Consider the following 24,599-nt stretch of genomic DNA (forward strand, 5'->3'; position numbering starts at 1 on the left):
GAGCCGAGTAGGGTGGGACCCACCGATATTTTCGAGGTGGAAGCCCGGCGTTGCGGGTACCGGTACATTGCCGGTCTTGACGAGGCGGGCCGGGGTCCGCTCGCGGGCCCGGTCGTCGCGGCGGCCGTCATTCTTCCCCGCTGTTGCCGCCTTCCTGGATTAAACGATTCCAAGCAACTGTCCGAGGCCGAGCGCAACCGTTTGTATGCGGCGATTACAACGAAAGCCTGCATCATCGGGGTCGGTTCCGCGAGCGAACAGGAAATCGACGGAATCAATATTCTGGAGGCTACACGCCTGGCCATGCGGCGGGCAATCGTGTCAATGTCCCTCGTCCCGGACTTTCTCTTACTTGATGCGCTGACGATTCCCTTCGTGTCGATTCCACAGCGAGCCATCATCACAGGCGATTGCCTTTCTCAGTCGATCGCCGCCGCGTCGGTAATCGCCAAGGTGACGCGGGATCGCATGATGGCCGAGTACCATCGGGAGTATCCGGAGTATAATTTTCTCTCCCATAAGGGCTACTGTACGCCCGAGCATCTCAGGCTGCTGAAGCGGCATGGGCCTTGCGCCATCCACCGCCGCACCTTTTGGCCGGTGCTCATCCGATTGACCCGGCGCACATCGTCGTCATCCGAACATGGTGCGGGCCGAACGAGGCGGTGGCCGGCATTGGACGTCGATGCGTGATGCACGACAGCAGTTGGGTCGAGAAGCAGAATCGCTCGCCGAGCGATTTCTGCGCAGCCGCGGGTATCATATCGTTGCACGCAATGTCCGGTCTCCGTCTGGTGAACTGGATTTAATCGCGGAAGACGACGGGGTTCTGGTCTTCGTCGAGGTCAAGGCGCGCCGGACCGATGCCTTTGGCGGGACTCCGTATGCTGTGGACCCGAGGAAACAATCACGGATTGTGAAACAAGCGGCGCAGTACTTGGCTCGTCACCGGATCCAAGGTCGTGCGTGCCGGTTCGACGTCGTTCTCTTGCGCTCAGGCGCCGGTCCAGATTGCGCCGTCGAACTCATTCAAAATGCGTTTGAAGTGTCGGACGGACACGTATTGCCGTAGAGACCCGACGCTCTTTTCGCCTATCATCGAATAGTGACGTCATGATCCAGTTGTTCCATGTCACCAAATACTATGATCGCCGGCTGGCTCTTTCGGATATTACGTTGGAAATCGACAAGGGGGAGTTTATTCTGTTGATGGGGGCGAGCGGGGCCGGAAAATCGACTTTGCTGAAATTGTTGATCGGTGCGGAGCAGCCGGACGAAGGACAGATTTTCGTCCAAGGGCGCAATGTCTCCAAGCTGTCGCGGGCCGAGATTCCCATATTGAGAAGACGAGTCGGCATCGTATTTCAGGATTTTCGCCTCTTGCCGAAGAAGACGGTGTTTGACAATGTCTCATTGCCGCTGTTGGTCCAAGGGCAGTCGAACGGTGAGATTAGGCGAAAGGTCATGGAAGCGCTCAAGGCGGTGGGATTGGATTCCAAACGCGAGCAACTTCCACCGGCTCTCTCCACGGGCGAGCAGCAGCGGGTCTGCATTGCTCGGGCAATCGTCAATGGGCCGATTGTCTTGCTGGCGGATGAACCGACCGGCAATCTGGACCCCGATTTGACGACCGAGATCATTGAATTATTCAAGCTCATCAACGCGCGTGGAACCACCGTCATGGTGGCGACGCATGATCCCCAGGTCATGAAGCAAGTGAATCGCCGGGTTCTTTCCCTGTCTCGCGGGAAACTCGTTCAGCCATCGCAGGGCATTCTATGAGGCGGGCATCCTATTTGGTGCGCGAAGCCGTGGCGAATGTCCTGACAAACCGGACGACGACGATGGTAGCGGTGGCGACCACCGCGTTTACGTTCGCTTGTGTCGGGGTATTTCTCCTGCTCTATGTCAATTTGAAATCGATGGCCGCCTCCTTGGAACATGACATACAGGTTCTCGTGTATCTTCAGGATGATCTCGGGCCGGAAGCGATCGCCAATCTCGAACACCAGCTGAAATCGGACCGCGCCGTGGCCGCTGTCTCGTATATATCAAAAGATCAGGCGCTGGCGGAATTTCAGAAGCAATTCCCCATGGACTCCCATCTCCTGCAGGGACTGGGACAGAATCCCTTGCCGGCCTCATACGTGGTGACGGTGGCCCCGTCGTTTCGGACATCGGAAGGCATTAAGCGGTGGGCTGAGCGGGCGCGGACCATTACGGGGGTCGGCCAGGTTCAATATAGTCAGGACTGGATCGATGCCTTGACCAACATGGTCCGCTATATTGAAGTCGCCGCCATGATCGTCGGCGTGATTCTGTCCGCCGCCTCCGTCACCATCATCGCCAATACGATCCGGCTCACGCTCTACGCCAGGCGCGAGGAAATTGAGATCCTCGGCATGATCGGCGCCACGAAGACCTTCATCCGTGTTCCATATGTCCTGGAAGGCGCGGTCCTGGGCTTCTTGGGTAGCGCATTGTCGCTCGCCATCCTCAAGGCGGGCTTTGAACTCTTTCGGCACGAAATCCGTTCAACCAGCCGGTTCCTTGGAGTTGATTCGCTGCTGGTCTTTTTCCCGCTTCCCATGTGTCTGCTCGTAGTCGGGGTGGGGATGTTCCTCGGATTTACCGGCAGTTATCTGTCTCTTCTGCGATTCGCCGAGGGCCGCGCGTGACAACGTGGTCCGGCATGGCGGCGGCCTGTATTGCCGGGGCGGTGCTGTCCACCGCCGTCCCCTGTTACGCCGAGCGCAAAGACTCGTATCGCGACAAGATTGAGCAAGAACGAAAAAACCTGGAGAAACTTCGGGGAAGCATCGAGGAAAAGAAACGAAGGGCCGGCGAAGCCGAGAAGAAGCGCGAATCGGTATTGCAAGGTATCCAATCCCTGGATGAACGATTGGTGCGCCACCGCCAGGACCACCAGGAGATCCGGAGAAAGCTCAAGAAAAAAGACCGCGAAATCGAGGAGATGAACAGCCAATTGAAGGCTCTCGAAAAAAGTATTGCGGAACGTCATGATGCGATTGCCGCCCGGCTCCGCGTGCAGTATGTCGAAGGCCGGTTCGGGCATCTGAAGAGCTTGCTGGCTTCAGCCTCGTACGGAGATTTCCATCGGCGATTTCAGTATCTCTCTTCCATGTCGCAACGTGAATTCGCCATCATGGAGAAATACCGAAGCGATGCCAAACGTATGACCGAGATGGAACGCGAGCGAGAAGAGGCTCGTCGCAGGATTCTGGCATACAAGATGAGTACGGAGCACAAACTGACGCAGATTCAGAGTTTGAAGAAGGAAAAGCGGGTCTATCTCGCAAAAATTACTCAAGAAAAAGAATCGTATGATCGCGCTGTTGAAGAATTGGAACGGTCCGCCGCTCGGGTCGACAGTCTCCTCCGAGAATTGGAGGCCAGGCGGCGGGCGGTCCCCAGACCACCCGGAAGCGGACTTCGGGCGCTGAAGGGCACCCTCTTGTGGCCGGCGGACGGACAGGTGGTGTCTCGCTTTGGTCGGCAAAAACACCCGACCTTCAATACCTATATTCAACGAAAGGGTATTGAGATTCGGGCGGTAGAAGGGAGTATCATACGGGCGGTTCTCCCCGGCACGGTGGTCTATGCGGACTGGTTGAAAGGCTACGGACTCGTTATAATTGCGGATCATGCGAATGGAATCTTCTCTCTCTATGCCCATGCGTCGAAGCTCCTGACGGAGGTCGGCGCCCGGATAGAGGCGGGTCAGACGATCGGCGAAACCGGTGATACCGGAATGACTGGAGAGAACACGCTCTATTTTGAGCTGCGGGAAGGAGCCGAACCGGTGGATCCTCTCCTGTGGCTCTCAAAACGGTAGGATTGCGAAGGAAGGAAGCAAGCCATGGAACAGCAGTATCGCCGGCGTTGGTTGTATCTGGTCCTCATGGTGACCCTCTCGCTTGGGATCGGTGTCCTCATTGAAAAAGGGTGGGAACGGACGGGGCACGCATCCGAGACGTATGAGGAACTGAAGACCTTTTCGGAGGTCTTGACCCAGGTTCAGAAACACTATGTCGATGACACGAAAGTGAAGGATCTGGTGCAAGGCGCGATCCGGGGGATGCTGTCCACGCTTGATCCGCATTCCGCCTATATGACGGCGGATATGTACAAAGAGATGCAGGTCGAGACCAAGGGAGAATTCGGCGGAGTCGGCATCCAGATCGGCGTCAAGGAAAACCGATTGGCAGTCATTGCGCCCATCGAAGGCACGCCGGCTTACCGGGCGGGGATCAAGGCGGGAGATTTCATCACAAAAGTGAATGACGAATCCACGAAAGATCTCACGCTCATGGATGCCGTTCAGAAAATGCGCGGTCCGAAGGGCACCAAAGTGCATCTGACGATTCAGCGGGACGGCGCGACGGATCCGATGGTGTTTTCATTGGTGCGGGATACCATCAAGATTGAAAGCGTCAAATCCAAGGTGATCGACAACACCATCGGTTATATCCGACTGACTCAATTCCAAGAAGCGACCGGCCGCGATTTGAGCCGCGCCCTGAAACAATTCCGGGAGCAGAAGGTCCAAGGCACCGTACTTGATCTGCGGAACAACCCGGGTGGTCTGCTGACGGCGGCCGTCGATGTGTCGGAACAGTTTGTCGGGAATGGAAAGCTGATCGTCTACACGAAGGGGCGAGAAGGGAAGAAGGACGAATGGTTTTCCAAGACCAAGGAATCGTTGGAAGACTATCCGATGATTATTCTGGTCAACGAGGGATCGGCCAGCGCGTCGGAAATTGTGGCCGGCGCGCTCCAGGACTGGGGTCGCGCGGTCATCGTGGGCACGACGACCTTCGGCAAGGGCTCCGTGCAGACCATCTTACCGCTCGGTGACGGCTCGGGGTTGCGCCTGACGACCGCTAAGTATTATACCCCCAAGGGCCGGTCAATTCAGTCCACCGGAATCACCCCCGATATCGTCGTGAAGCTGCAGAACCAAACCGTCGCCAAAGCGGGTGAGAAAGAAGGCAAGGAAAAGGAGGCCGATCCAAAGGCTGTGAAGCCGTCCGCTCCCAAAGAACCGGCACCGGGTCAAAAGTCGGGCGAGGACCCGGCACACCGAAATGGCACGCCGCCGGCGCCGCTTCCGATGGACACGGGCGGGGAGTTCTCCTTGGAAGACGACATTCAATTGCAAAAGGCCGTCGAACTGTTGAAAAGTTGGAAGATATTCAAGTCTCTGGCCCCGGCGTAGGATCGATCGCACGGCGATGGACGGCGAGCGCTTCGATCAGCGCGTCTTCGGTTCCGGTAAAGCCGGGCATGGTGCGCAAGAGGTGTGATCGGACCAGTGTATCCAAATCGTCGAGCGTCCGAATGCCCAATCGGAAATACAAATAGCTCACGATTGATTCCGACATGCCCGGGAGAGCGGTCCAGTGAGAGATCTCTTCGGGGAGAGGCTTCTTCAATTCCTCGTAAGACCGGATCATCCCGGTGTCTAAGAATTCAAGAATTTTCTCCGCAAGGTCCCGCCCTATACCGGGGATCTGCTCCAAATCTTTTCGTCCGTTCAAATCCGCGATGTCCTGTTCAAGAGCGAGAATGGCTTCGGCGGCTTTGCGATACGCCCGCACGCGATATGGATTGGCACGGCGCGAGGCCAGGAGGTTGGCCATTGATTGAAATATATTGGAGAGTTGTTGGTTGCGTTCCGGCATGGGGTTGCTCAAGTGCTGTGTCTAGTATGGGCGGCACAAGGGCCGGCTCTCGGCGCATCCTCGACTGTCTGGATTCTGCCGGGCTGATGGAGTGTCTATCGTCGCGGTGTCCTATCGGTTGACAATATGTTTCCGCGTCACCTAGGATAATTCCCATGGGTTCGGCGCTGGTGACGATTCAAGTGAATGGTGAACCCCGCGGAGTCCATGAGCAAACCACCGTGTCAGAACTGCTCCGTGAACTGAACATCAAACCTGATCGGGTCGCCGTGGAGCTCAATCTTGAAATTGTCGAGCGACAGGCCTTCGATACCCGCGCTCTACGCGAAGGCGATCGACTTGAAATATTAAGCTTTATCGGTGGAGGAATGGAATAGGGCTCTATCGAAGGAACCATGCCATGGAAACCGTCATGAATGATCGACTGCGCATTGCCGGCTATGAATTCAAGTCCCGTCTGTGGGTGGGGACCGGCAAATACAAAGACTTTATCGAAACGCAAAAGGCCATCGAAGCTTCGGAGGCCGATGTCGTGACCGTGGCCGTGCGACGCGTCAATGTCACCGACCGCTCAAAAGAAAATCTGCTGGACTACATTGATCCGAAGAAATACACGATCCTGCCCAATACAGCGGGGTGCTACACCGTGGAAGACGCGGTCCGCTATGCCCGGTTGGCCCGCGCCGCCGGCGTATCCGACCTCGTGAAGCTGGAAGTGCTTGGAGATGAGAAGACCCTGTTTCCGGATACCGTTGGACTGCTTGAGGCGGCCAAAATTTTGATCAAAGAGGGATTCGTCGTGTTGCCCTATACGAACGACGATCCCATCGTCGCAAAGAAGTTGGTGGATATCGGTTGTCCCGCCGTTATGCCGCTCGCTGCGCCGATCGGCTCCGGACTGGGGATCCGGAATCCCTATAATCTGAAGATTCTCATGGAATCGGTCAACGTCCCCGTCATTGTGGATGCGGGCGTCGGAACCGCATCTGATGCCGCCTTAGCGATGGAATATGGCGCGGACGCCGTTTTGATGAACACGGCGATTGCCGGAGCGCAGTCTCCGATTGCAATGGCGGAAGCGATGAAATATGCCGTCTGGGCGGGGCGATTGGCATATAAGGCGGGCCGGATTCCGCGCAAGCTGTACGCAACCGCCAGCAGTCCCATCGAGGGCATGCTCTAAACAGTAATTCTGAATGCTTAATGATGAATGGATTAGGAAGGCCAATATGAAGTTCGGAGAGAAACGATGAAGCGCAAGCCCGCGCTGTTTCACTCAGAAACTCAGAACTTCCATTCCTAATTCATCATTCAGAATTCACAATTTCTTCCGGATGTCTTCCGTTGATTTTCGTCTGTATCTGGTGAGCGATGGTCGCCAGGTTGCACACGGAACACTTCTTTCGGTTTTGGGTCAATTCATCAGTTCCGGCGGTCCGGCTATCCAGCTGCGCGAGCGCGATATGGGCACTCGAGAGCAACTGGAGTTGGCGCGATCGATTCAGGGATTGATCCGATCGACCGGAACAAAGCTCTTGATCAATGATCGTGCCGATCTCGCGAGGATCATCGACGCGGACGGAGTACATTTGCGTGAAACCAGCTTGCCGGTGCCGGCTGTGCGCCGGATCGTAGGCGGGGAACGACTCATCGGTGTGTCGGCCCATTCTGTCAACGGCGCCGTGCAGGCCGCAGCGCAGGGCGCGGACTTCGTGGTCCTTGGTCCGATTTATGAGACGCCCTCGAAGCGCGAATACGGGCCGCCCTTGGGATTGGAAGTCCTCGGGCTCGCGTGCCGCCGAGTTCATATTCCGGTCTTTGCCATCGGAGGAATAACGATTGCGCGCGCGCGTGAGGCGGTGAATGCCGGCGCGTTCGGTGTCGCGGTGATGTCGTCGATTCTCGCAGCGCCGGATGCCGCCGCTGCGACACGAGACTTCTTGAGCATCATCGATCGGCCGAATGAATGACGCGGAGTTGTTTCGTTCGACCATCGGACAAAAGTGAATGCTCCATGTGCATCGTGTCCAGTTGACCGCTCTATAGGTGGATGATAGAATCCCGAATATCTTGGACTGCGAGAACTGGCGAGGCTTTCCAACGATTCAAGAGCGATGCGATGGCCGAATCCAAAAAGGGTCCAGGCCGACTCCGGTCTTTACGAGATTCCGTCAAACGAATCACCAAGAAACTGTCCGACGGAGATGGGGTCGTGATTCATAAAAACGAAGAGCAGGCCCGCGAAGTCGAAAAGCTGCGTGTCCAAATTCAATCGATGGAGGAGGAGATCCGCCGCCTCTACCAATCCCGATATCAGCTCGATCAGGCGACCAAGCAAAACGAAAAGCTGGTCGAGACTCTTCAAGAAGCCAAATCCCAAATCGAAGCCTTGCGCGCCGAAGTCGAAAAGCTGACGGCGCCTCCATCCACGTACGGAATTTTTTCTAGCCTCAACAAGGACGGCACCGCCAACGTCTATGTGTCCGGGCGGAAGATGAAGGTCAGCCTCCATCCGTCGATCAAAGCCAAGGAATTACGCAAGGGACAGGAGGTCATTCTCAACGAAGCCCTCAATGTCATCGAAGCCAGAGGGTTCGATGTGCAGGGCGAAGTGGTGCGGCTCAAGGATGTGCTGGAAGGCAATCGAGCGTTGATCACGCTGCATTTCGACGAGGAAAAAGTGGCGGAATTGGGGCAGCCGCTCCTGAGCGAACGGCTGAGCGTTGGCGATCACCTCTTGTATGATCCGCGTTCGGGTTGCGTGATCGAAAAACTCCCCAAATCGGAAGCCGAAGAGCTGGTCCTCGAGGAAGTACCCGATGTCGATTACGAGCATATCGGCGGCCTTCAGAAGGAGTTGGAGCAGGTTCGGGATGCCGTCGAACTGCCGTTCCTATATCCCGATATCTTCTCCAATTTCAAACTCAGCGCGCCGAAAGGCGTGCTGCTCTATGGCCCTCCTGGCTGCGGAAAAACGTTGATCGCCAAAGCGGTGGCCAACTCCATCGCCAAGAAACTCGGCCACCTGACGGGGAAAGAGGTTCGGAGCTATTTCCTGCACGTCAAGGGACCCGAATTGCTGAGCAAATACGTAGGCGAGTCCGAACGCCAGGTTCGCGAGGTGTTCAAGAAGGCGAAAGAACGCGCCGACGACGGTCATCCGGTCATCGTGTTCTTTGATGAAATGGATGCCCTCTTCCGTACCAGAGGGACGGGGATTTCCTCGGATATTGAATCGACGATCGTGCCGCAATTTCTCTCCGAAATCGACGGCGTGGAACGCCTGAATAATGTGATCGTGATCGGCGCGAGCAACCGCCAGGACCTCATCGATCCCGCCGTGCTTCGCGCCGGGCGACTCGACGTCAAGGTCAAGGTGGGGCGGCCCGACGCGGTCGCGGCGCGCGATATTTTTTCAAAATACATTACGGTCGGATTGCCCTTCTCGGACGATGATTTGAAGCGGCACGGCGGAGAGATCGGCGCGCTGGTCGATGCGGTGATTCAAAAAACCGTCGAGACCATGTATGCCACATCGGAAGAGAACAAATTCATCGAAGTAACCTATGCCAACGGGGAAAAAGAAGTCTTGTACTTCAAGGATTTTGCCAGCGGCGCCTTGATCGAAGGGATTGTGTCGCGGGCAAAAAAATATGCGGTGAAACGAGCCATTGCACAGGAGGGACACGGGCTGCGTTCAGAAGACCTGATCCGAGCCATCCGCGAGGAATTCAAGGAGCATGAAGACCTGCCCAATACAACCAATCCCGACGACTGGGCCAAAGTTGCTGGAAAGAAGGGCGAGAAGATTGTCCACATCCGGACCATCAGCGGCGGACCGGCAGAGTCGCGTCAAATTGAAACGGTCACCACCGGTCATTATCTCTAGGCTGTCATTCATTCATGCATAACACGAAACTGCCCATTACCCCCCGTGTTCTCGGCACGGAGACTGAATTTGGTATTGCCAGTCGCGATGCGGCGGCCGTGGATCCCGTCGCCAACTCCATTCATGTCATTGGCGCGTATCCCGGTCTCCCGGCTCCGCATGCCGTCTGGGATTACGAAAATGAAAACCCGCTGCTGGACGCCCGTGGATTCGAAGTCGATGGAGAGCGCGAGAGGCCCGGCCCGGATTACAACCGCCAACTCAATAAAGTTCTGGCCAATGGGGGCCGGTTGTACGTCGACGGCGCGCATCCCGAATATTCCACGCCCGAGTGCACCAACGCGCGCGAATTGGTGGCGTTTGAGCGCGTCGGCGAACGCGTCATCGCGCAAGCGCTGGATCGGATCACGGAGAGCCGCGGGCGGGAGCAGTTTGTTCTATACAAGAACAATTCCGACGGCAAAGGGAACAGCTACGGATACCACGAAAATTACGTCCTCTCTCGAAGCGTGCCGTTTGAGCGCATCATCGCAGTCTTGACGCCCTTCTTGGTGACCCGCCAGATATTTGCTGGGTCCGGTAAGGTGGGTGCCGAAAATCAGACCAACCCGGTGGATTATCAACTTTCCCAGCGGGCGGATTTTTTCGAGACGCTCGTCGACTTGAACACGATGATCAAGCGACCGATCATTAATACACGCGATGAGCCGCATGCCGATCCCGCCAGATACCGCCGTCTCCATGTCATCGTGGGCGACGCCAACATGGCCGAAGTCTCCACATACTTGAAGGTCGGGACGCTGGCCATTGTTCTTGATCTCTTGGAAGCCGAGGCGGGATTACCGAACATTGAATTGGCCGATCCAGTCAGGGCGATCAAACAGGTGTCCCGCGATCTCCAAATCAAGGAGACCCTCAAGCTCGCGGACGGCAACCCCACGACCGCGCTTGCGATTCAACGCGCATATTTGAGGGCATCTTTGGACTTTTATGCCTGCCACGATGTGCCACAAGTCACCAAGGATATTTTGGTTCGATGGGAAGAGACGTTGGACAAACTGGAGCGGGATCCCATGCTGCTCGTGCGTGAATTGGATTGGGTCGCCAAACGCCATCTCATGGAGTCTTACATGGAGCGAAAGGGCTGTGGGTGGGACGACTCGCGCATCAGGTTGATGGATCTCCAATATCATGATGTGCGGCCGGGGAAAGGATTGTATTATACGCTCGAACGAGGCAACCTGATCGAACGCGTCGTGCAGGACAGTGAAATCGAACGGGCTGAATTCTCGCCTCCGCTCGGAACGCGCGCATATTTCCGGGGTCGATGCGTCAACAAGTACGCTAAGTCCATTTATGGAGCCAGTTGGACCTCGGTATTGTTCGACGTGGGCAATACCACCATCAAAAAGATTCCGCTCATGGAGCCCTTGCGGGGTACGGAATCCCTGACCGGTGAATTGCTGGCCGGCGCGGAATCGGTTGAAGCATTGTTGGCCAAGCTCTCCGCATGAGCGCTGCATCTTCATGAAGAACGTTCCGTTTTTTCCTCATCACGACGGCTCCAGCTTCTTCGATTTTCTGAATCGACACTATCCCGACATCGCCCCTCTTGCGAACCGCGACACAGGCTCATGGCAGGCGGTTTCACAACGAGAATCCTGGCCGCACGGCTCCGCGGCTATTCCGTATGGAACGACGGTCCTGGCCGTCAAATACCAGGGTGGGGTCGTAATCGCCGGGGATCGACGGGCGACGGAGGGATTCCAGATCGCCGATCGGCGCATCGAGAAAGTGTTCAAGATCGATGAGTACTCGGCGATGGCGATCGCCGGCGCCGCCGGGCCCTGTATTGAAATGGCGAAGTTGTTCCAGACAGAGCTGGAACATTACGAAAAGCTGGAAGGCGTTCAATTGTCCGCCGAAGGAAAGGCCAATAAACTGGGTCAGATGGTGAAGGCCAATCTGCCGATGGTCTTTCAAGGTTTGGTGGTCATGCCGCTGTATGTCGGGTATGACCTGCGGCGGCAGGAAGGCCGGATCTTCAAGTACGACATCACCGGCGGGCGGTACGAAGAATCCGAGTATCATGCGATCGGATCGGGAGGAAAGGACGCGCGAAATACGATCCGCGAACACTACCGGGCCGGACTGTCTGAAGACGAAGCGCTGAAGATCAGCCTCCTGGCTCTCTATAACGCGGCCGATGAGGATGTCGGAACCGGCGGACCCGATCTCATCCGCGGAATTTATCCCACGGCGAAGACGGCCGGCGCCGACGGCATTGTCGATGTGACGGACGAACGGATTCGTGCGGTGTACGAGGCTATGATGGCGGGCCGCTCGAGGAGGAAATAGACAGCATGCCGCTGCCCTACTACGTCTCTCCCGAGCAGATGATGCAGGATAAGGCGGAGTATGCCAAAAAGGGCATCGCCAAGGGTCGCTCCCTTATCGTAATGGAATATGCGGACGGTGTGCTGCTGGCGGCGGACAATCCCAGCGCCTCACTTCATAAAATATCCGAGGTGTACGACAACATCGCGTTTGCCGGGGCGGGAAAGTACAGCGAGTTTGAACACCTCCGCAAAGCCGGCATCCGGCATGCCGACCTCACCGGCTATATGTACAGCCGCGAAGATGTCAGCGCCCGTTCGCTGTCCAATGCGTATTCTCAGAGCCTCGGCACCGCCTTCGGACAAGAAGTGAAACCGCTGGAAGTGGAAATCCTCGTTGTGCAGGTCGGGGATAACGGCCATTCGAGCGAAATCTATCGGATCTCGTTCGACGGCAGCATCGTCGATGAAAAACGATTCGCCGTGATCGGGGGGCGTTCGGACAATGTGCAAGCCTATTTGAAGGACCGCATCAACTCGGAACCACCGGCCTTAAAAGCCGCGCTCGCCCTCTGCCATGCCGCGCTCGAGCAAGCGGCCAATCAAAAAATTCCCTCCGAAAACTTGGAAACGGCGGTATTGGACCGCACACGCAGCGGAAGAAAATTCCGCCGCCTTTCCGTCTCGGAAACTCGCCAGTTGCTCGCTTCGTAGTCTTCGCTCATCCGTCGCACGTCGTCCGTATTCTGAGTCCTTGATTCGGTTGAAGGCAGGGCGGTCGAGGTGTATCCTGAAGACAACCGGTGTATGCTGAAGATAAATCAATGATGCGGCGCTGATATCCGATGCGACAACGAATCTTCGGTCTTGAAAATGAATATGGGTTGATCTTTTCCCCCAACGGCAGGATCTATCTGCCGATGGAGAAGGTGCTGGGCTATATCTTCGAAGGGCTGATTCCCAACAGCTGGCCGTCCAACGCCTTTCTGGTGAACGGGGCCCGCTTTTATCAGGACACCGGCTGCCATCCCGAATATTCAACTCCGGAGTGCGACAATATCCTCGACCTTGTCGTGCACGACAAAGCCGGCGAACGCCTGCTCGAGGCCTGCTTACCCGCCGCGGAAGAACGGTTGCGCGAAGAGGGATTGTCCGGCGAAATCTATATTTTCAAGAACAACACCGATTCGCTCGGCAATACGTACGGCTGTCATGAGAACTATCTCATGCGTCGGGACGTCGATTTTTGGAAGGTCACGGAACAGCTGATTCCATTTTTCGTCACCAGGCAAATCTATTCCGGCGCGGGGAAAGTGCTCAAAGTCTCGGGCAAACCCCAATACTTTATTTCACAGCGGGCGCAGCATATTCATGAGAAAACATCGTCCTCCACCACGTCCTCGCGCAGCATCATCAACACGAGAGACGAGCCTCATGCCGACGCCGAGAAATACCGGCGCCTGCACATTATCGTGGGCGATTCGAATATGTCGGAATATGCCACCTATCTCAAGGTCGGGACGGCGGCGCTCGTGCTGTCCATGGTGGAGGCGGGATATTCGGTGACCGGGATGGAATTGGAAGATCCCGTCAAAGCGATTCGGGAAATTTCGCGGGATCCGTCGCTCAATAAGAAAATTCGATTGGATGACGGACGGCAAATGACCGCTATCGAGCTCCAGCGCGTCTATCTGGATCGTGCGGGCGATTTTCTCGCCACTCACGACCATGAGCCGGCGCTGGACGACGTGTTGGCCAGATGGGCTTATGTTCTCGATCGATTGGAAGATGATCCGATGGGGCTCGTCCGTGAAGTGGATTGGGTCATGAAAAAACATCTAATCCAGTCCTACGTGGAGAAAAAGGGTTGCGGGTGGGACGACCCGCGCGTGTTCTTGTTGGATTTGCAGTTTCATGATGTCAAACGCACCCGCGGATTGTATTATCTGATGGAGAATCGCGGTGTAGCTGAACGGGTGGTGGACGAGGATGCCGTCCAGCGCGCGATGTCGGTGCCGCCTCAGACAACGCGAGCGAAGGTGCGCGGGGATTTCATCCGGTTCGCGCGAGCGAAGAACCGTTCGTATACAGTGGACTGGACCTATCTCAAACTGAACGGGTATTGGGAAGAAACCATTCTTTGTATGGATCCCTTCAGCGCCGTCAACCGGCGGGTGGAGGAATTGGTCTCCCAGGTGTCCGGATTACGCTTCTATCGCTAATCATGCCGATATCATTGAGACAACGGTACGACTGCCTGTCCCGACTCGACCGGCTCGTGGTGATGGGCATTCTGCTCCTTGCCAGCGTCTTCCCCGTCGAACTCTTTCCCAACACGATCGCTCCGCCGAAAGGCGCGGACGGGCAATACAGCGCCAAACAAGGGCAGGTCGCCGTGATCCGGCTTCCGGACGTCCCCGCTGCCACCAAAGTCGTCGGCCACTTCCAAGGACGCACCATCCCGCTGTTTCCGGATCCGGATCGCAACGGGGAGTCCGGTTATATCGGTCTGCTCGGCATCGATCTGCAAGACGAGCCGGGAACTCACGAACTGAAGGTGGACATTCAGGTGGGCGAATCCATGCGCCGGCGAAGCATCAATGTCCTCGTCGTCAAGGAGCAGTTCGCCGTTGAGCATCTCAAGCTGCCGAAGGACAAGGTGGATCTGGATGAGAAGGCGGCCGCGCGATGGAAGACGGAACAAGAACAGATCCGGAAAACGTTGGCCGAAGAATCGGCGATGCGTCTCTGGCAGACAGGGTTTGTCGAGCCGGTGCGCGGCAAGCGGACCGGGATTTTCGGCAGCGTACGCATCATGAACGGCCAGGCGCGCAATCCCCATAGCGGCGAAGATATCGGTGCGCCGACCGGCACCGACGTGGTCGCCAGCAACGACGGCGTGGTTCGATTGACCGTCGATCATATCTTCTCCGGACGCGGAATCTATCTTGACCATGGGCTGGGACTCTATTCCATGTATTTCCATCTGTCGGACGTGCTGGTGCGGGACGGTGATCTCGTGAAAACCGGGCAGGTGATTGGAAAGGTCGGCGCGACCGGCAGGGCGACCGGTCCTCATCTCCATTGGGGCGCGAAAATCAACGGCGCACGCGTGAATCCGTATGCGCTCTTGAATCTGCCGTTTCCACGGAACAACACCATGACCGAACCGGTATTTGCCTCTCCGGCAATCCCTGCAAGAGAAGATTCAAGTCCAACCGCCACCGGCGACGACAGCCGCTGAATCCACGCCATCTTTCGCTAGCTGCTGTGAAGTCATAGACTTTCTCGTTTACGGTTCCTCTAGCCTTACTGGGCGGACCTTCTGGAATTTCCTTCCCTAACTGTCGGTGCATCGTAGTGGCTCGGTCAGTTCCAGCTTTCTTTCCCCGCACAGTCTCGATAGGTACCCCGCTCCTCCGATGATGTCGGTCGAGTAGGCTGCCCGCACTCCGCAGAGGACTTAATACTTGAGTCAAGAGAGAGCTGCGGGATGTGCCCAGGGAAGCCGAAAGTTAGAAAGATCGGTTGGTAGATAGTATCATCAACACGTCATTTCACATGGGAAGTGGCTTTGGCGAAGCATCGCATGGCACCGAGAGTTGAACTCGTCGATTGGACAGAGAGCGAGTGGATCATTCGAGTGGTCCGCGAGGTCGTCTTCATCGCCGAGCAGGCGGTGCCCGAGGAGTTGGAATGGGATGGACTCGATCCGGTCTGCACGCATGTGCTCGCCTGGAATGAGATTGGTAAGGCCATCGGCACGGCGCGCATGCAAGCGGACGGAACAATCGGCCGGATGGCCGTGCTCAAGGACTGGCGCGGTCGCGGTGTCGGAGCCGCGCTTCTTCGGACGTTGCTGGACCTGGCGGCGAGGCAAGGCCTGTCGCGCGTGACCTTGGCGGCTCAAATCCATGCCATAGGGTTCTATGAACGAGCCGGCTTTTACATGGCCGGCGAGCCATTTATGGACGCCGGTATCCCGCATCGGATGATGGTGAAAGATTTGCTGTTGCCGGATACTGATTCAGGGAGGTCATGATGCCACTCTTGTCCAGTCGCATTGAATCAGGTTCCTCATGCTTATCCGGTTGTTTCAGCAGACCGCTACTGATAGTGTAGCGGCGTGGCCCGCCCCTCTTTCCTACGAGTCTGCGCCAGTTTCAGCTTGAGTTTGCGAGTGAAGAAGCCTGTCAGCGGTATCTGGCCGCCTGTCGGTGGCCTGAGGGCTTCGTGTGTCCTCGGTGCGGGCACCGGCGGGCTTACCCAGTGGTGAAACAACGACGCTGGCAGTGCGCGGCCTGTCGACACCAAGTCTCGCTGACATCCGGGACGGTCCTTCATAACACAAAGACCCCGCTGGTGCTTTGGTTCTGGGCGGCCTATTTGATGACCACGGATAAGCGTGGCGTCTCGGCACTCCTGCTCCAGCGCCAACTGCGGCTGGCACGGTATGAAACCGCGTGGATGATGCTCCGAGACCTGGGTAGGGGGAACTCAGGCGGGGTTGCGGGGGAGCCGTCAACTCAAGGGGGCGGAAGGCGGCCCTCGTCATGGTCGCTGTTGAGACTTGTCAAGGGTCACCCAAATTTCCCCAGTTATGGTCATCGAAAAGTCCCCACCCAGTTAGGTTGTGGTTGTGGCTTCTTCGGGTCGCACCAAGCCGGCTTTGAGCTTCTCCTTCAGGCGGTAGGAATGGCCGCGGATATTGATCGTGATGGCGTGGTGCAGGACCCGATCCAGGATGGCGGTGGCCAGCACCCGATCGCCAAACACCTCCCCCCAGGCGCCGAAGCTCTGATTGCTGGTGAGAATCATCGGCCCTTTCTCGTAGCGGCGCGAGATGAGCTGGAAAAACAAGTTGGCTCCAGTGCGGTCAATCGGCAGATAGCCGATTTCATCAATAATCAGTAACCGCGGGATGGTGTAGAGCTTCAACTTGTCCTCCAGCCGATTCTCCGTGAGCGCCCGGGTGAGCGTGGCAATCATGGCGGCCGCCGTCGTGAACAAGACCCGGTAGCCCTGCGCAATGGCTTTGAGTCCTAGCCCAATGGCCAGGTGGCTTTTGCCCACGCCGGGCGGTCCCAGGATCACGAGATTCTCGCCGTGTTCGATGAAATGACAGGTCGCCACCTGCTGAATCTGCTTCTTATCCAAGGAGGGTTGGTACGCGAAGTCGAAGGCGTCCAGACTCTTCACAAACGGAAACCGCGCGAGACTGGTGCGCATGGTAATGTTCTTTTCGGCCTTGGCGGCGACTTCTTCACTGAGCACCTGGTCGAGGAAGTCCGCATACGAGAGGTCCTTCGCCGCGGCCTCCTGTAAGAGCGCGTCGAGTCGTTCGCGGCTTGTGAAAAGCCGCAAGCGCGTCAACTGTTCGCGGAGTCGTTCGAGCTGGGCGGGGTTCATGGCTGCACCTCGTGCGCGTTCACGCGTCCGCACAGCGTCTCGTAGCAGGCCAAATCCCGGATCTCGACCTCCGGCAGGACCGCCGCCCATGGGGCCGACTCGCCTCGTGTCGACCGGCGCTGGCGTGCGATGCGCGCGATGGCCCCAGGGCCGTGTTCTGGCAGGATGCGGAATTGGTGGGTGCCAGCGAGGACGGGATGGCTGGCGACCTCGCGGTCGCGATGGAAGATGTGCACCATCTCGCCCCGTCGCTGTACCTCGACTCGCTGGCCGATGAGCCGGAAGGGCACGGAGTAGCGGTTCGTGTCCAGGCTGACGAGATAGTCTTCGGCCACGATGGCGAGACGCGCGCTTCCTGCTGGAAGCTGCGCTGCCCTGCCAACGGCACCAATTGCCCGCGCTCCCGCTCGAACCGCGTGATCGGCGGCTCATGTGTGGTCCCATGCAAGCGACGGTCGGCAATCGTCGCATTCCATTCGTCGAGCTGGGCTTGGAAGTCGACGACATCGACGAACGTCCGCCCCGGCAGGAAGTTCCGCTTCACATACTTCACGCCCGATTCGACTTTGCCCTTGGTCTGTGCGCGGTAGGGCCGACACACCCGCGGCTCGAAGCCCCAGTAGTCGGCAAACGCTTTGAAGGTCGGATTCCAGAGGCGCCGTCCGGTGTCATCCGCATAGCAGACTGTCCGCGGCCGGTCATACAGATGCTCACGGGTATGCCCGCCGAAATGGGCAAAGGCCCGCTCGTGGGCCTCGAGAAACTGCGCGAGTCGCTCGTCAGCACAGGCGTAATAGAACCCGCGTCGGCTGAAGCCTAAGGTGAGCACGAACACGTGCACGACCGAGGCGCCGGCGCGAAAGGGGACCAACGCTTGCCCCCAATCAATCTGACTTTGCTGCCCTGGCGGCGTCTCAAAGCGCAGCAGGGCCCGCTCCGCTTGCATCTGCACCTCACGCAGTGGTGCCACACACCGCTTGACCGTCTCGTAACTGCCGGTGTAGCTCCGGCTCGCCCGCAGCTCCTGGTAGAGAATCCGTGCGGAGTAATTGACCTGCGGGGCGCGGGCCCGCACAAAGTCGGCATGGGCGGTCAAGAGTGTCTCGGCGACCGCCACCCGGCGATAGGGCTGCCACGTCGTCTGCCGGACACTGCGACGCACGGTCTTGCGATCCAGGTCCAACCGCCGCCCGATCTCCGAAATGGATACCCGTTCCTCATGAAACAACCGTCGGATCTCCGCCCACCGCTCCTGATCCACCATGCACGCCTCCCCAAGTTGGTCCTGGACGCGCATGATCGTCGACGCTCCCGTCTCGTCAAGTCCCATCTCTCTCCTCCTTCGTTAGGATGGGTGGGGAGAATTCAATGACCACACCTGGGGATTATTGGATGACCCCTGACAGAAGCGGGGCCGCGTGTCCGGGCGTATTCGGATGGCGGTGATCCCTGACTTCAAGCCCACTACGCTGAACGCCTTCATCAAAGATCATGTGGCTCCCGGTTCAACAGTCTTCACCGACGGCCTTAAAACGTTCACGGGCTTGCATGAGGCTGGGTTCGCCCACAGGCCTCACACGCAGCCTCTGCGAATCGAGCTGCGGAAGGGCGCGAAATCGGTCGTGCCATTGGCCAATCGCGCTGTGGGTCATCTGCAGCAATGGTTGATCGGTACGCGCCACGGCGTAAGTCGCGCTCAGCTCCAGGTCTACCTGGACGAGTTCGTCTGCCGAGATTTATTTTCTTTGCCAAGGCAACCATTTGTTCCGAATTTCTGCAAGCTCTGCTTCAAATTTATTAACCAAATCGTTCGGAGGACCAATCACCGCGGTTGAAAGATCAGCCATCAACTTCTCTTTGGTACGTAGATATATGGAGCGAGCATAGATTTCATCATCAGGAAACTGTCACCCATTGGCGGCATCTCGGCTGACTCATGAAGAATCGGTTGAATGGGGAGCGCAGGTAAAGCCCTCAAGATGATTGTTAATTCCTGCAAGACTGATTTAGCCTCTGTGAGGTCGGCAATGACAAATCGAGTTATGTGGGCCAGCGTGGAGAGGGTCTTGCCTGTCGATTCGGAAGGTAATGGGTCGATCTCGAACATTATGGGCAGTAGATTATGCTGATTTTTCAGTTTCACGGATCGCATGAAGTATAGCTTTGCGTCTTTTTGTGAACCGACCGATTATAAGAACGCCCTTCTTCGGACTGTATCGATAACGTCCCGGATTTTGTCATTGTGTAGCTTGTCATGTTGAGATCCCACGCAGAGGCTCCGTATACTCGACAGCGTGTAAATGTTGCCTTCGAAATCTGTCCCAACAAGTATGGTACGTTCGAGGTTTGCATCGGTAAGATCTGCTCCGGTGAGGTCTGCACGGTCGAGATTTGCCCGGTGGAGGTCTGCCCCGCGGATCTGCGCATCGCAAAGATGCGCACGACAGAAATTTGTGCCAATCAACTTGGCATTGGTAAGGTCAGCCCCACAGAGGTTTGCATCGTGAAGGAATGCGTGAGTAAGGTCGGCCTCTTTGAGATTTGCCTGATGCAGGTCCACTCCATCTAAGCGGGCAGCGCAGGTCTGCTTTGGTGAGCTCAGGTCGTATCCTCGGATTATCGTTTCGCCATTGCTTCCAGGCCTCGATGCCTTCCATAAGGATGTTGATCTGTTTGCCGTCCGCCATACTTTATCCCTCAGGGCCAATAAAGGGTCCGATCGCTTTAAGCCTATCCGTGCGAGAAAACAATGAGTCGTAGAGTTTGTGAGACCAATCCTATCTAACCGGTTCAGCTCCTGGCGGCGATCCTGACATAAAAAGCTTCATCCAATTGGCACGGCCAAGATTTCGAGGGGCGCTCGCGACAGGATGCTTTCCTGACCACCCCATTTCATGCCTCCCTAGCTATAAGCGGGAAGTGCGCGTTGATCGAACTCCCGTTGCGCGTTTTCCGGGTCGTCTCGCAGATAACGCATCCATCCTCGTACTGCCGGCGTTCCTCCTGTGGTGTAAACTGACTCAATGATCTCCCCACCTCGATAGGGCCAAGACGGGTAGGTACCATTTGCGATATAGGTATCAATTCTCTGGAGCATTGTTGGGTCATTGCGAAAGAATTGTTTCTCGCACCAGACAGCGAGGGACTCATTCAATGGCCCAGCCGTCTCCCATCGCTTCGGATGTTCTATTCCCAAAGCGGCACGGCCCATCTGATCGAGCCCCGTCGCAACGGCGGCGTGAAAGTGCTCGTGGATGAGTATGGATAGAGAGAATCGTTGAGCCAGTTCACGTGCCTTATTTTCATCCCATCCAGTTTTGACCAGCTCATCTTGGAAGCGATCGACCGCTCCCATACACAATAGAACCTTATGCTGTCCTGGCAGCGCCGCGTTCTCTGGCCAACCACGCTGGGACAGAAATTGGATCAATTGCCCCTCCGCGCGCGGCACAAAAGCCGGCATATAGATACCATGAGTCGAAACTGCCGTATTCAGTAACTCCGTAATCCATCCACCATGGCCTTTTGATAAGATGGACAACAACATCGCTGAAAGCTGTTTGGCGCATCCTTCATAACTGTTGATAGGCATCTCCAAGTATACCTGTAGTACGTCGTCTCTCCAGCCTGGTGCAGTGCGCGTGATAAGGATCTCAATGTCAGGCATAGTCCTCTGGAGCCACTGCATAGCGGACTCCGGAATTGAGTACCCGACGTCTATAACTGCATCGGGTCGCTTTGCCTTTGCGATCTTGATATAGCCGAGCCAGTGGCGGACCAAGTCCGCAAGGTACGTCGGGAATGTCTGGTGATGTCTCAGGGAGTGCGGTGCGGTCCTGTGGAAGAACTCGAAGACCCCGTATTGGTCGGCAAGCCGGGGAAGGTCACTTGCCAGCAGCCGAAGGGCCGCGGCCTTCTTCTCTGAGTCATTGAAGGACTTCAATCCTTCAAGCACCTTAGGTGTCACCGCGTTGGATTGAGCCGCCTGTTCCGCGGGGCTTGCCCGCTCCAGCGTTTGTCGAACCAGCTCGGCCGCATCGTAGCCGGATCCACCATTGACAGTCGCTTCGAGAAGTTCCTTCAATGACTTTCGGGCTTGTCCTAAAAAGTCCTTTCCCGCCAAATGATCTCTTATAGGGCGCGCGAACACCCATTCCGCCATATGAACGACATGATCGTAATCAGCTCGTGACTCGTTACTATAAGCCTCAAAGAAGGCCGCGCGTTGGTCGCACCCCATCTCGGGATCAACCAGCTTTCCCACGTGGAACCCGAGCGCGAGGGCCTGCAGAATTTTCAGTACAGGTTCAAGCGCATCTTCGCCGTCGCCGGAAGAGTCTGTGGTAAGGACTTCGCGCGTAGCCTGCACCACATGCTCATCGACGAGAAAGGTGACGGGTGGGAAGTAGCGCACGCCGAGCAAATCTTCGAGGAAAGGTACCACCTCCGCCATCCGTTCTTGCAACCACGGTACCCAGCTCGAGCCCGAATCAACTGTCTCGATGATAGGAAAGCTTGCCTTCAGCCGTACTTCCAGACTAGCTGTTGAGACCGGTCTAGCCATCCCAGTCTCGGATTGATTCACCTGCAGCGCCCCGGTATCGAGGCGCGAAAAGTTAAGATGCGAGAGCTCATTCGGCGGTTGCGGCATCGGGTCTGCCCAGTAGAGGGGACGGATGAAATCGCTGGTTCGTGCCGAAGCAATTTCCTTCGCCAGCCTCCACTCGTTAGCAACTTCATCTGAGTTCGCAGCCGCTTCAGACCAAAAGAGCTGGAAGAGATCATGGTCCGCGATACTGCGCCGAAGGACATCGCGCCATATTTGTCCGCTAAGGATGTCATCCTTGTCAACAAAGAGCTGAATCCCAAGCGCTCGATACGTCGCCTTACACGCACGAATAATTCGCTCGTCCTTATGCGAATAGGAGGCAAAGACCCGAGAGATCATTTCCACTGTGCGTGGCTGAACACGGGACTCACCGGCTTCTATCTGAATAGACACCGGTATCTGCGCCAGCAAAAGTCCGCCCGTTGAGATGTCGATGAACCCGCTGCAAGGAGGAATTGGCGTCTGCTCCGTGCCGACGTAATAGACCCGGAACGATAGCTCTTCGATGGCACCGGTCCAGGTCACCCGCTGCTGCGGGGGATTTGCACTGATAAAGTTAATCCGCGGAGTGACTTCGAGCCTGGTGCCGACGGGAATTCTCTGGTTGGACTCTGCATCTCCTTTTCTAGGGTAGCCTCCAAACTGTTCGGAATCCTGCTCCAATCGCTTCAGCACCTCCTGTAGCTGAGTTTCGATGTGCACATACACCCGAAGAAGATAGTCATGCCTAGGCATGATCCTACCGGGATAGCCCGATGTGAACTTCACCCGGTCTCGATTAGCTACCTCCTCTTCTATGCTGTGCGCCTCGCCCTTGGCAGTCTCCAAGTAGCGCTCGGCCCGAGCCCGATTGGCAGAATAGGTTTTGGAAACATCTTTCGTGGCTTCCCGGAGATCCTCGCTGCTCATCACCGGCTGATAAGTGCCCCCTACGCCGCGTACCACATCCCGAGCGAAGGTTTTGCCCTCCTCTGTTGGGTCAATCAATAGCATGGATAATGCGAGCTGACGCTCGACACATCGTCGCGCCGCAGCCATGGCCTCCATGCGATCCGATTTCCCGTCGGAAATGAGAACCAGCTGGCTCAGGGAAGAATGGGCAAGTGCTTCTTTGTAATCAGCAGCAGCGTTCAGAGCTGCGGCAATATCCGTGCCGTTATGTGGATTCAGCGTTCCGAGTACCCGCTCGATAGCCTGGAGATCCGATACAGGACCGTCGTATACAAGCTTCGCTGCATCGGTGAACGCAAAGATCGCAACGACCATGCTCGCATCAATATCCTTCAGTTCTCGAATCTCTTCTCTTAAGACCTCTTTGGCCGCTTCCAGCTTGGACTCGACATCCACCACTCTCGTCCGACGTGACGAGTCATCAGACGCCTCGAAAGGATCTCCCATTGAGCTTGAGTGATCAAGAAGAACAATCCACATGTTTGTTTCCTATCTCTCTACGAGAAGTCGAACGTTGTGGCCAATAAAGAGGTCCAATTCTTTTCGGCTTTCCCAATAGCTTCTTGCTTCCCGTTGACGATGTTGTGTTTAGATCGTAGTCGATCCCGCACGGAGGTCTAACCAGCCGAGCGAGATCTTACTCTCTTAGCGCTCTTGCAATACGCTTCATTGCGGATTGTGCGAAACTCTTGTGCGCTACAGCCTCTCTTTGTACTTCCGGGTAGGCAGATTCGACCGCTTTGGCTAGTGCATGCATGCGCGCTTCAAATGCCTCCATGTCTCTTGCCTTGTCCCCGTACAGTAGCTTAAGCCCGCGAATATCACCTGCTGATAATTCGATGCCATCTCCCGTCGGCGCACAGGCACTGTTTTCTGTCCGATAGAACAGGGATGGGAATCGATAGAGCATCACTGAACCGGGATCGAAGGGACCTGCGACCGCACGGGGATCTTCCTGAGTGAGCAAGTTATGGTCCACTTTTGCTCTCGACCAAAAATTGGGAAAGCCTGCTAAATACGTATATATGCCAGGACGGCGTCCCTGGGTGTCGGAGATATATCTGCCGTCGGCATCACGAGTGGGCTGATACCCGAAATCGTCTTCCCACCGGAAGGCTTCGGCACAGGGCCCGCGGATGTTCTGATGCTCATGCTGGAAGGCCAGCGCATGAAGAAACTCGTGTCGTACGACACCTCTCCAGTTATCCGGCCGGTGACTGGTGAATCCTCCCAGGTTTAAGCTTCGCTGGTGCGGCCGGCCGCCAACATCATCCAACGGTGAACCAATTGCGCCATCGACCGAGTCCGTGCCGACCAATGACCAGAAGCCGCTCTTATCAAAACTCACGCGTATATCCGCCTTGTAGTCCGCATCCTCCTCGGACCAGGTCCGGTGTGATCCGGTCGTCCGGTCGACACCAAAATCCAGGGTGAGATGGCAGATATCGGTGATGACTTTTGTAGCTGCGGCGATCTCGCGGTGTAGATCGTTATCGCCGTTCAGGAAGGCAACGGTGACGGTTTCTCCCGGTCGCCATCGCTGTAAGTCCGAAAGCACAAACTCAAGCCCTCCCGAGTCCGGTGGCAATCTATCAAGAAACCGCCTACGTACTTCAAGGCTTGCTTGCAACGAGTCTGGTAATGCGTCCAAAATCACATCGTCATCCCGAAGACGTGATAGCCAATGAGTACCCATGCCT

General features: G+C 56.6%; 22 protein-coding genes and 3 pseudogenes. 18 read left to right on the forward strand and 7 right to left on the reverse strand.

Features of this window, described 5'->3' with window-relative positions:
* Positions 1-12: 12 nt before the first annotated feature.
* Genes ACWGXE_RS06290 through ACWGXE_RS06315 form a run of 6 tightly spaced genes read left to right on the forward strand, consistent with a single transcriptional unit; the run spans position 13 to position 5,239 of the window.
* Positions 13-693, forward strand: coding sequence for a ribonuclease HII (locus ACWGXE_RS06290; protein WP_447602214.1), 681 nt, complete (start codon positions 13-15; stop codon positions 691-693).
* Complete coding sequence (locus tag ACWGXE_RS06295) at positions 686-1,072, forward strand: YraN family protein (protein ID WP_447602216.1); 387 nt, start codon at positions 686-688, stop codon at positions 1,070-1,072. The genes ACWGXE_RS06290 and ACWGXE_RS06295 overlap by 8 nt, the downstream gene beginning before the upstream one ends.
* A 41-nt stretch (positions 1,073-1,113) precedes the next feature.
* Entirely contained in the window at positions 1,114-1,782 is a 669-nt protein-coding gene (ftsE, locus tag ACWGXE_RS06300; protein WP_447602218.1) for a cell division ATP-binding protein FtsE, read from the forward strand.
* Complete coding sequence (ftsX, locus tag ACWGXE_RS06305; protein WP_447602220.1) at positions 1,779-2,678, forward strand: permease-like cell division protein FtsX; 900 nt, start codon at positions 1,779-1,781, stop codon at positions 2,676-2,678. The genes ftsE and ftsX overlap by 4 nt, the downstream gene beginning before the upstream one ends.
* Positions 2,675-3,856: a murein hydrolase activator EnvC family protein gene (locus ACWGXE_RS06310; RefSeq protein ID WP_447602222.1), complete on the forward strand. Its 1,182-nt coding sequence runs from the start codon at positions 2,675-2,677 to the stop codon at positions 3,854-3,856. Before ftsX ends, ACWGXE_RS06310 begins: the two co-directional genes overlap by 4 nt.
* Positions 3,857-3,880: 24 nt before the next feature.
* Positions 3,881-5,239, forward strand: coding sequence for a S41 family peptidase (locus tag ACWGXE_RS06315; protein WP_447602224.1), 1,359 nt, complete (start codon positions 3,881-3,883; stop codon positions 5,237-5,239).
* Here ACWGXE_RS06315 and ACWGXE_RS06320 read toward each other — a convergent pair.
* Positions 5,217-5,705: a helix-hairpin-helix domain-containing protein gene (locus tag ACWGXE_RS06320; protein WP_447602226.1), complete on the reverse strand. Its 489-nt coding sequence runs from the start codon at positions 5,703-5,705 to the stop codon at positions 5,217-5,219. The genes ACWGXE_RS06315 and ACWGXE_RS06320 overlap by 23 nt on opposite strands.
* A 155-nt stretch (positions 5,706-5,860) precedes the next feature.
* Here ACWGXE_RS06320 and thiS point away from each other — a divergent pair, with 155 nt between their 5' ends.
* The 11 genes and pseudogenes from thiS to ACWGXE_RS06375 form a co-directional block, all read left to right on the forward strand.
* Complete coding sequence (gene thiS, locus ACWGXE_RS06325) at positions 5,861-6,082, forward strand: sulfur carrier protein ThiS (RefSeq protein WP_447602228.1); 222 nt, start codon at positions 5,861-5,863, stop codon at positions 6,080-6,082.
* 23 nt (positions 6,083-6,105) lie between these two features.
* Positions 6,106-6,888: a thiazole synthase gene (locus ACWGXE_RS06330; RefSeq protein ID WP_447602230.1), complete on the forward strand. Its 783-nt coding sequence runs from the start codon at positions 6,106-6,108 to the stop codon at positions 6,886-6,888.
* A 151-nt stretch (positions 6,889-7,039) separates the two neighbouring features.
* A complete protein-coding gene (gene thiE, locus ACWGXE_RS06335) occupies positions 7,040-7,675 on the forward strand; it encodes a thiamine phosphate synthase (RefSeq protein WP_447602232.1) in 636 nt (211 codons plus the stop codon).
* A gap of 149 nt (positions 7,676-7,824) precedes the next feature.
* Positions 7,825-9,594 carry a proteasome ATPase gene (gene arc / locus ACWGXE_RS06340; protein WP_447602234.1) on the forward strand — a complete coding sequence of 590 codons (1,770 nt, stop codon included), beginning with the start codon at positions 7,825-7,827 and terminating at the stop codon, positions 9,592-9,594.
* 14 nt (positions 9,595-9,608) lie between these two features.
* Positions 9,609-11,108, forward strand: coding sequence for a depupylase/deamidase Dop (gene dop / locus ACWGXE_RS06345; RefSeq protein ID WP_447602236.1), 1,500 nt, complete (start codon positions 9,609-9,611; stop codon positions 11,106-11,108).
* Positions 11,109-11,121: 13 nt separating this feature from the next.
* Positions 11,122-11,952 (forward strand): proteasome subunit beta, encoded by an 831-nt coding sequence (prcB, locus tag ACWGXE_RS06350; RefSeq protein WP_447602238.1) that lies wholly within the window; start codon positions 11,122-11,124, stop codon positions 11,950-11,952.
* A gap of 5 nt (positions 11,953-11,957) precedes the next feature.
* The gene (gene prcA / locus ACWGXE_RS06355; RefSeq protein WP_447602240.1) at positions 11,958-12,644 is read left to right on the forward strand and encodes a proteasome subunit alpha; all 687 of its coding nucleotides are present in this window, start codon (positions 11,958-11,960) and stop codon (positions 12,642-12,644) included.
* A 131-nt stretch (positions 12,645-12,775) separates the two neighbouring features.
* A complete protein-coding gene (pafA, locus tag ACWGXE_RS06360) occupies positions 12,776-14,152 on the forward strand; it encodes a Pup--protein ligase (RefSeq protein WP_447602242.1) in 1,377 nt (458 codons plus the stop codon).
* A gap of 2 nt (positions 14,153-14,154) precedes the next feature.
* Positions 14,155-15,174, forward strand: coding sequence for a M23 family metallopeptidase (locus ACWGXE_RS06365; protein ID WP_447602244.1), 1,020 nt, complete (start codon positions 14,155-14,157; stop codon positions 15,172-15,174).
* Between the two features lie 345 nt (positions 15,175-15,519).
* The gene (locus tag ACWGXE_RS06370) at positions 15,520-15,972 is read left to right on the forward strand and encodes a GNAT family N-acetyltransferase (protein ID WP_447602246.1); all 453 of its coding nucleotides are present in this window, start codon (positions 15,520-15,522) and stop codon (positions 15,970-15,972) included.
* A 110-nt stretch (positions 15,973-16,082) separates the two neighbouring features.
* Positions 16,083-16,498: pseudogene (locus tag ACWGXE_RS06375) on the forward strand (transposase); the annotation flags it as partial.
* A gap of 58 nt (positions 16,499-16,556) precedes the next feature.
* On the opposite strand, the gene istB reads toward ACWGXE_RS06375, so the two are convergent.
* From istB to istA, 3 genes and pseudogenes are all read right to left on the reverse strand, one after another.
* Positions 16,557-17,339, reverse strand: coding sequence for an IS21-like element helper ATPase IstB (istB, locus tag ACWGXE_RS06380; RefSeq protein WP_447599474.1), 783 nt, complete (start codon positions 17,337-17,339; stop codon positions 16,557-16,559).
* Positions 17,336-17,674 carry a Mu transposase domain-containing protein gene (locus tag ACWGXE_RS06385; RefSeq protein WP_447603793.1) on the reverse strand — a complete coding sequence of 113 codons (339 nt, stop codon included), beginning with the start codon at positions 17,672-17,674 and terminating at the stop codon, positions 17,336-17,338. The genes istB and ACWGXE_RS06385 overlap by 4 nt, the downstream gene beginning before the upstream one ends.
* A 101-nt stretch (positions 17,675-17,775) precedes the next feature.
* A pseudogene (gene istA, locus ACWGXE_RS06390) lies at positions 17,776-18,669 on the reverse strand (IS21 family transposase); the annotation flags it as partial.
* 73 nt (positions 18,670-18,742) lie between these two features.
* Here istA and ACWGXE_RS06395 point away from each other — a divergent pair.
* A pseudogene (locus tag ACWGXE_RS06395) lies at positions 18,743-19,072 on the forward strand (transposase); the annotation flags it as partial.
* 455 nt (positions 19,073-19,527) lie between these two features.
* Here the strand turns inward: ACWGXE_RS06395 and ACWGXE_RS06400 are convergent.
* The 3 genes from ACWGXE_RS06400 to ACWGXE_RS06410 all read right to left on the reverse strand — a co-directional run bounded on the left by ACWGXE_RS06400 (position 19,528) and on the right by ACWGXE_RS06410 (position 24,595).
* Positions 19,528-19,899, reverse strand: a complete 372-nt coding sequence (locus tag ACWGXE_RS06400) for a pentapeptide repeat-containing protein (protein WP_447602248.1) — start codon at positions 19,897-19,899, stop codon at positions 19,528-19,530.
* Positions 19,900-20,241: 342 nt separating this feature from the next.
* Entirely contained in the window at positions 20,242-23,379 is a 3,138-nt protein-coding gene (locus ACWGXE_RS06405) for a TIR domain-containing protein (protein ID WP_447602250.1), read from the reverse strand.
* Positions 23,380-23,536: 157 nt separating this feature from the next.
* Complete coding sequence (locus ACWGXE_RS06410) at positions 23,537-24,595, reverse strand: hypothetical protein (protein ID WP_447602252.1); 1,059 nt, start codon at positions 24,593-24,595, stop codon at positions 23,537-23,539.
* Between the last annotated feature and the right edge of the window lie 4 nt (positions 24,596-24,599).

The sequence above is a fragment of the Nitrospira sp. Nam80 genome (assembly GCF_965152575.1).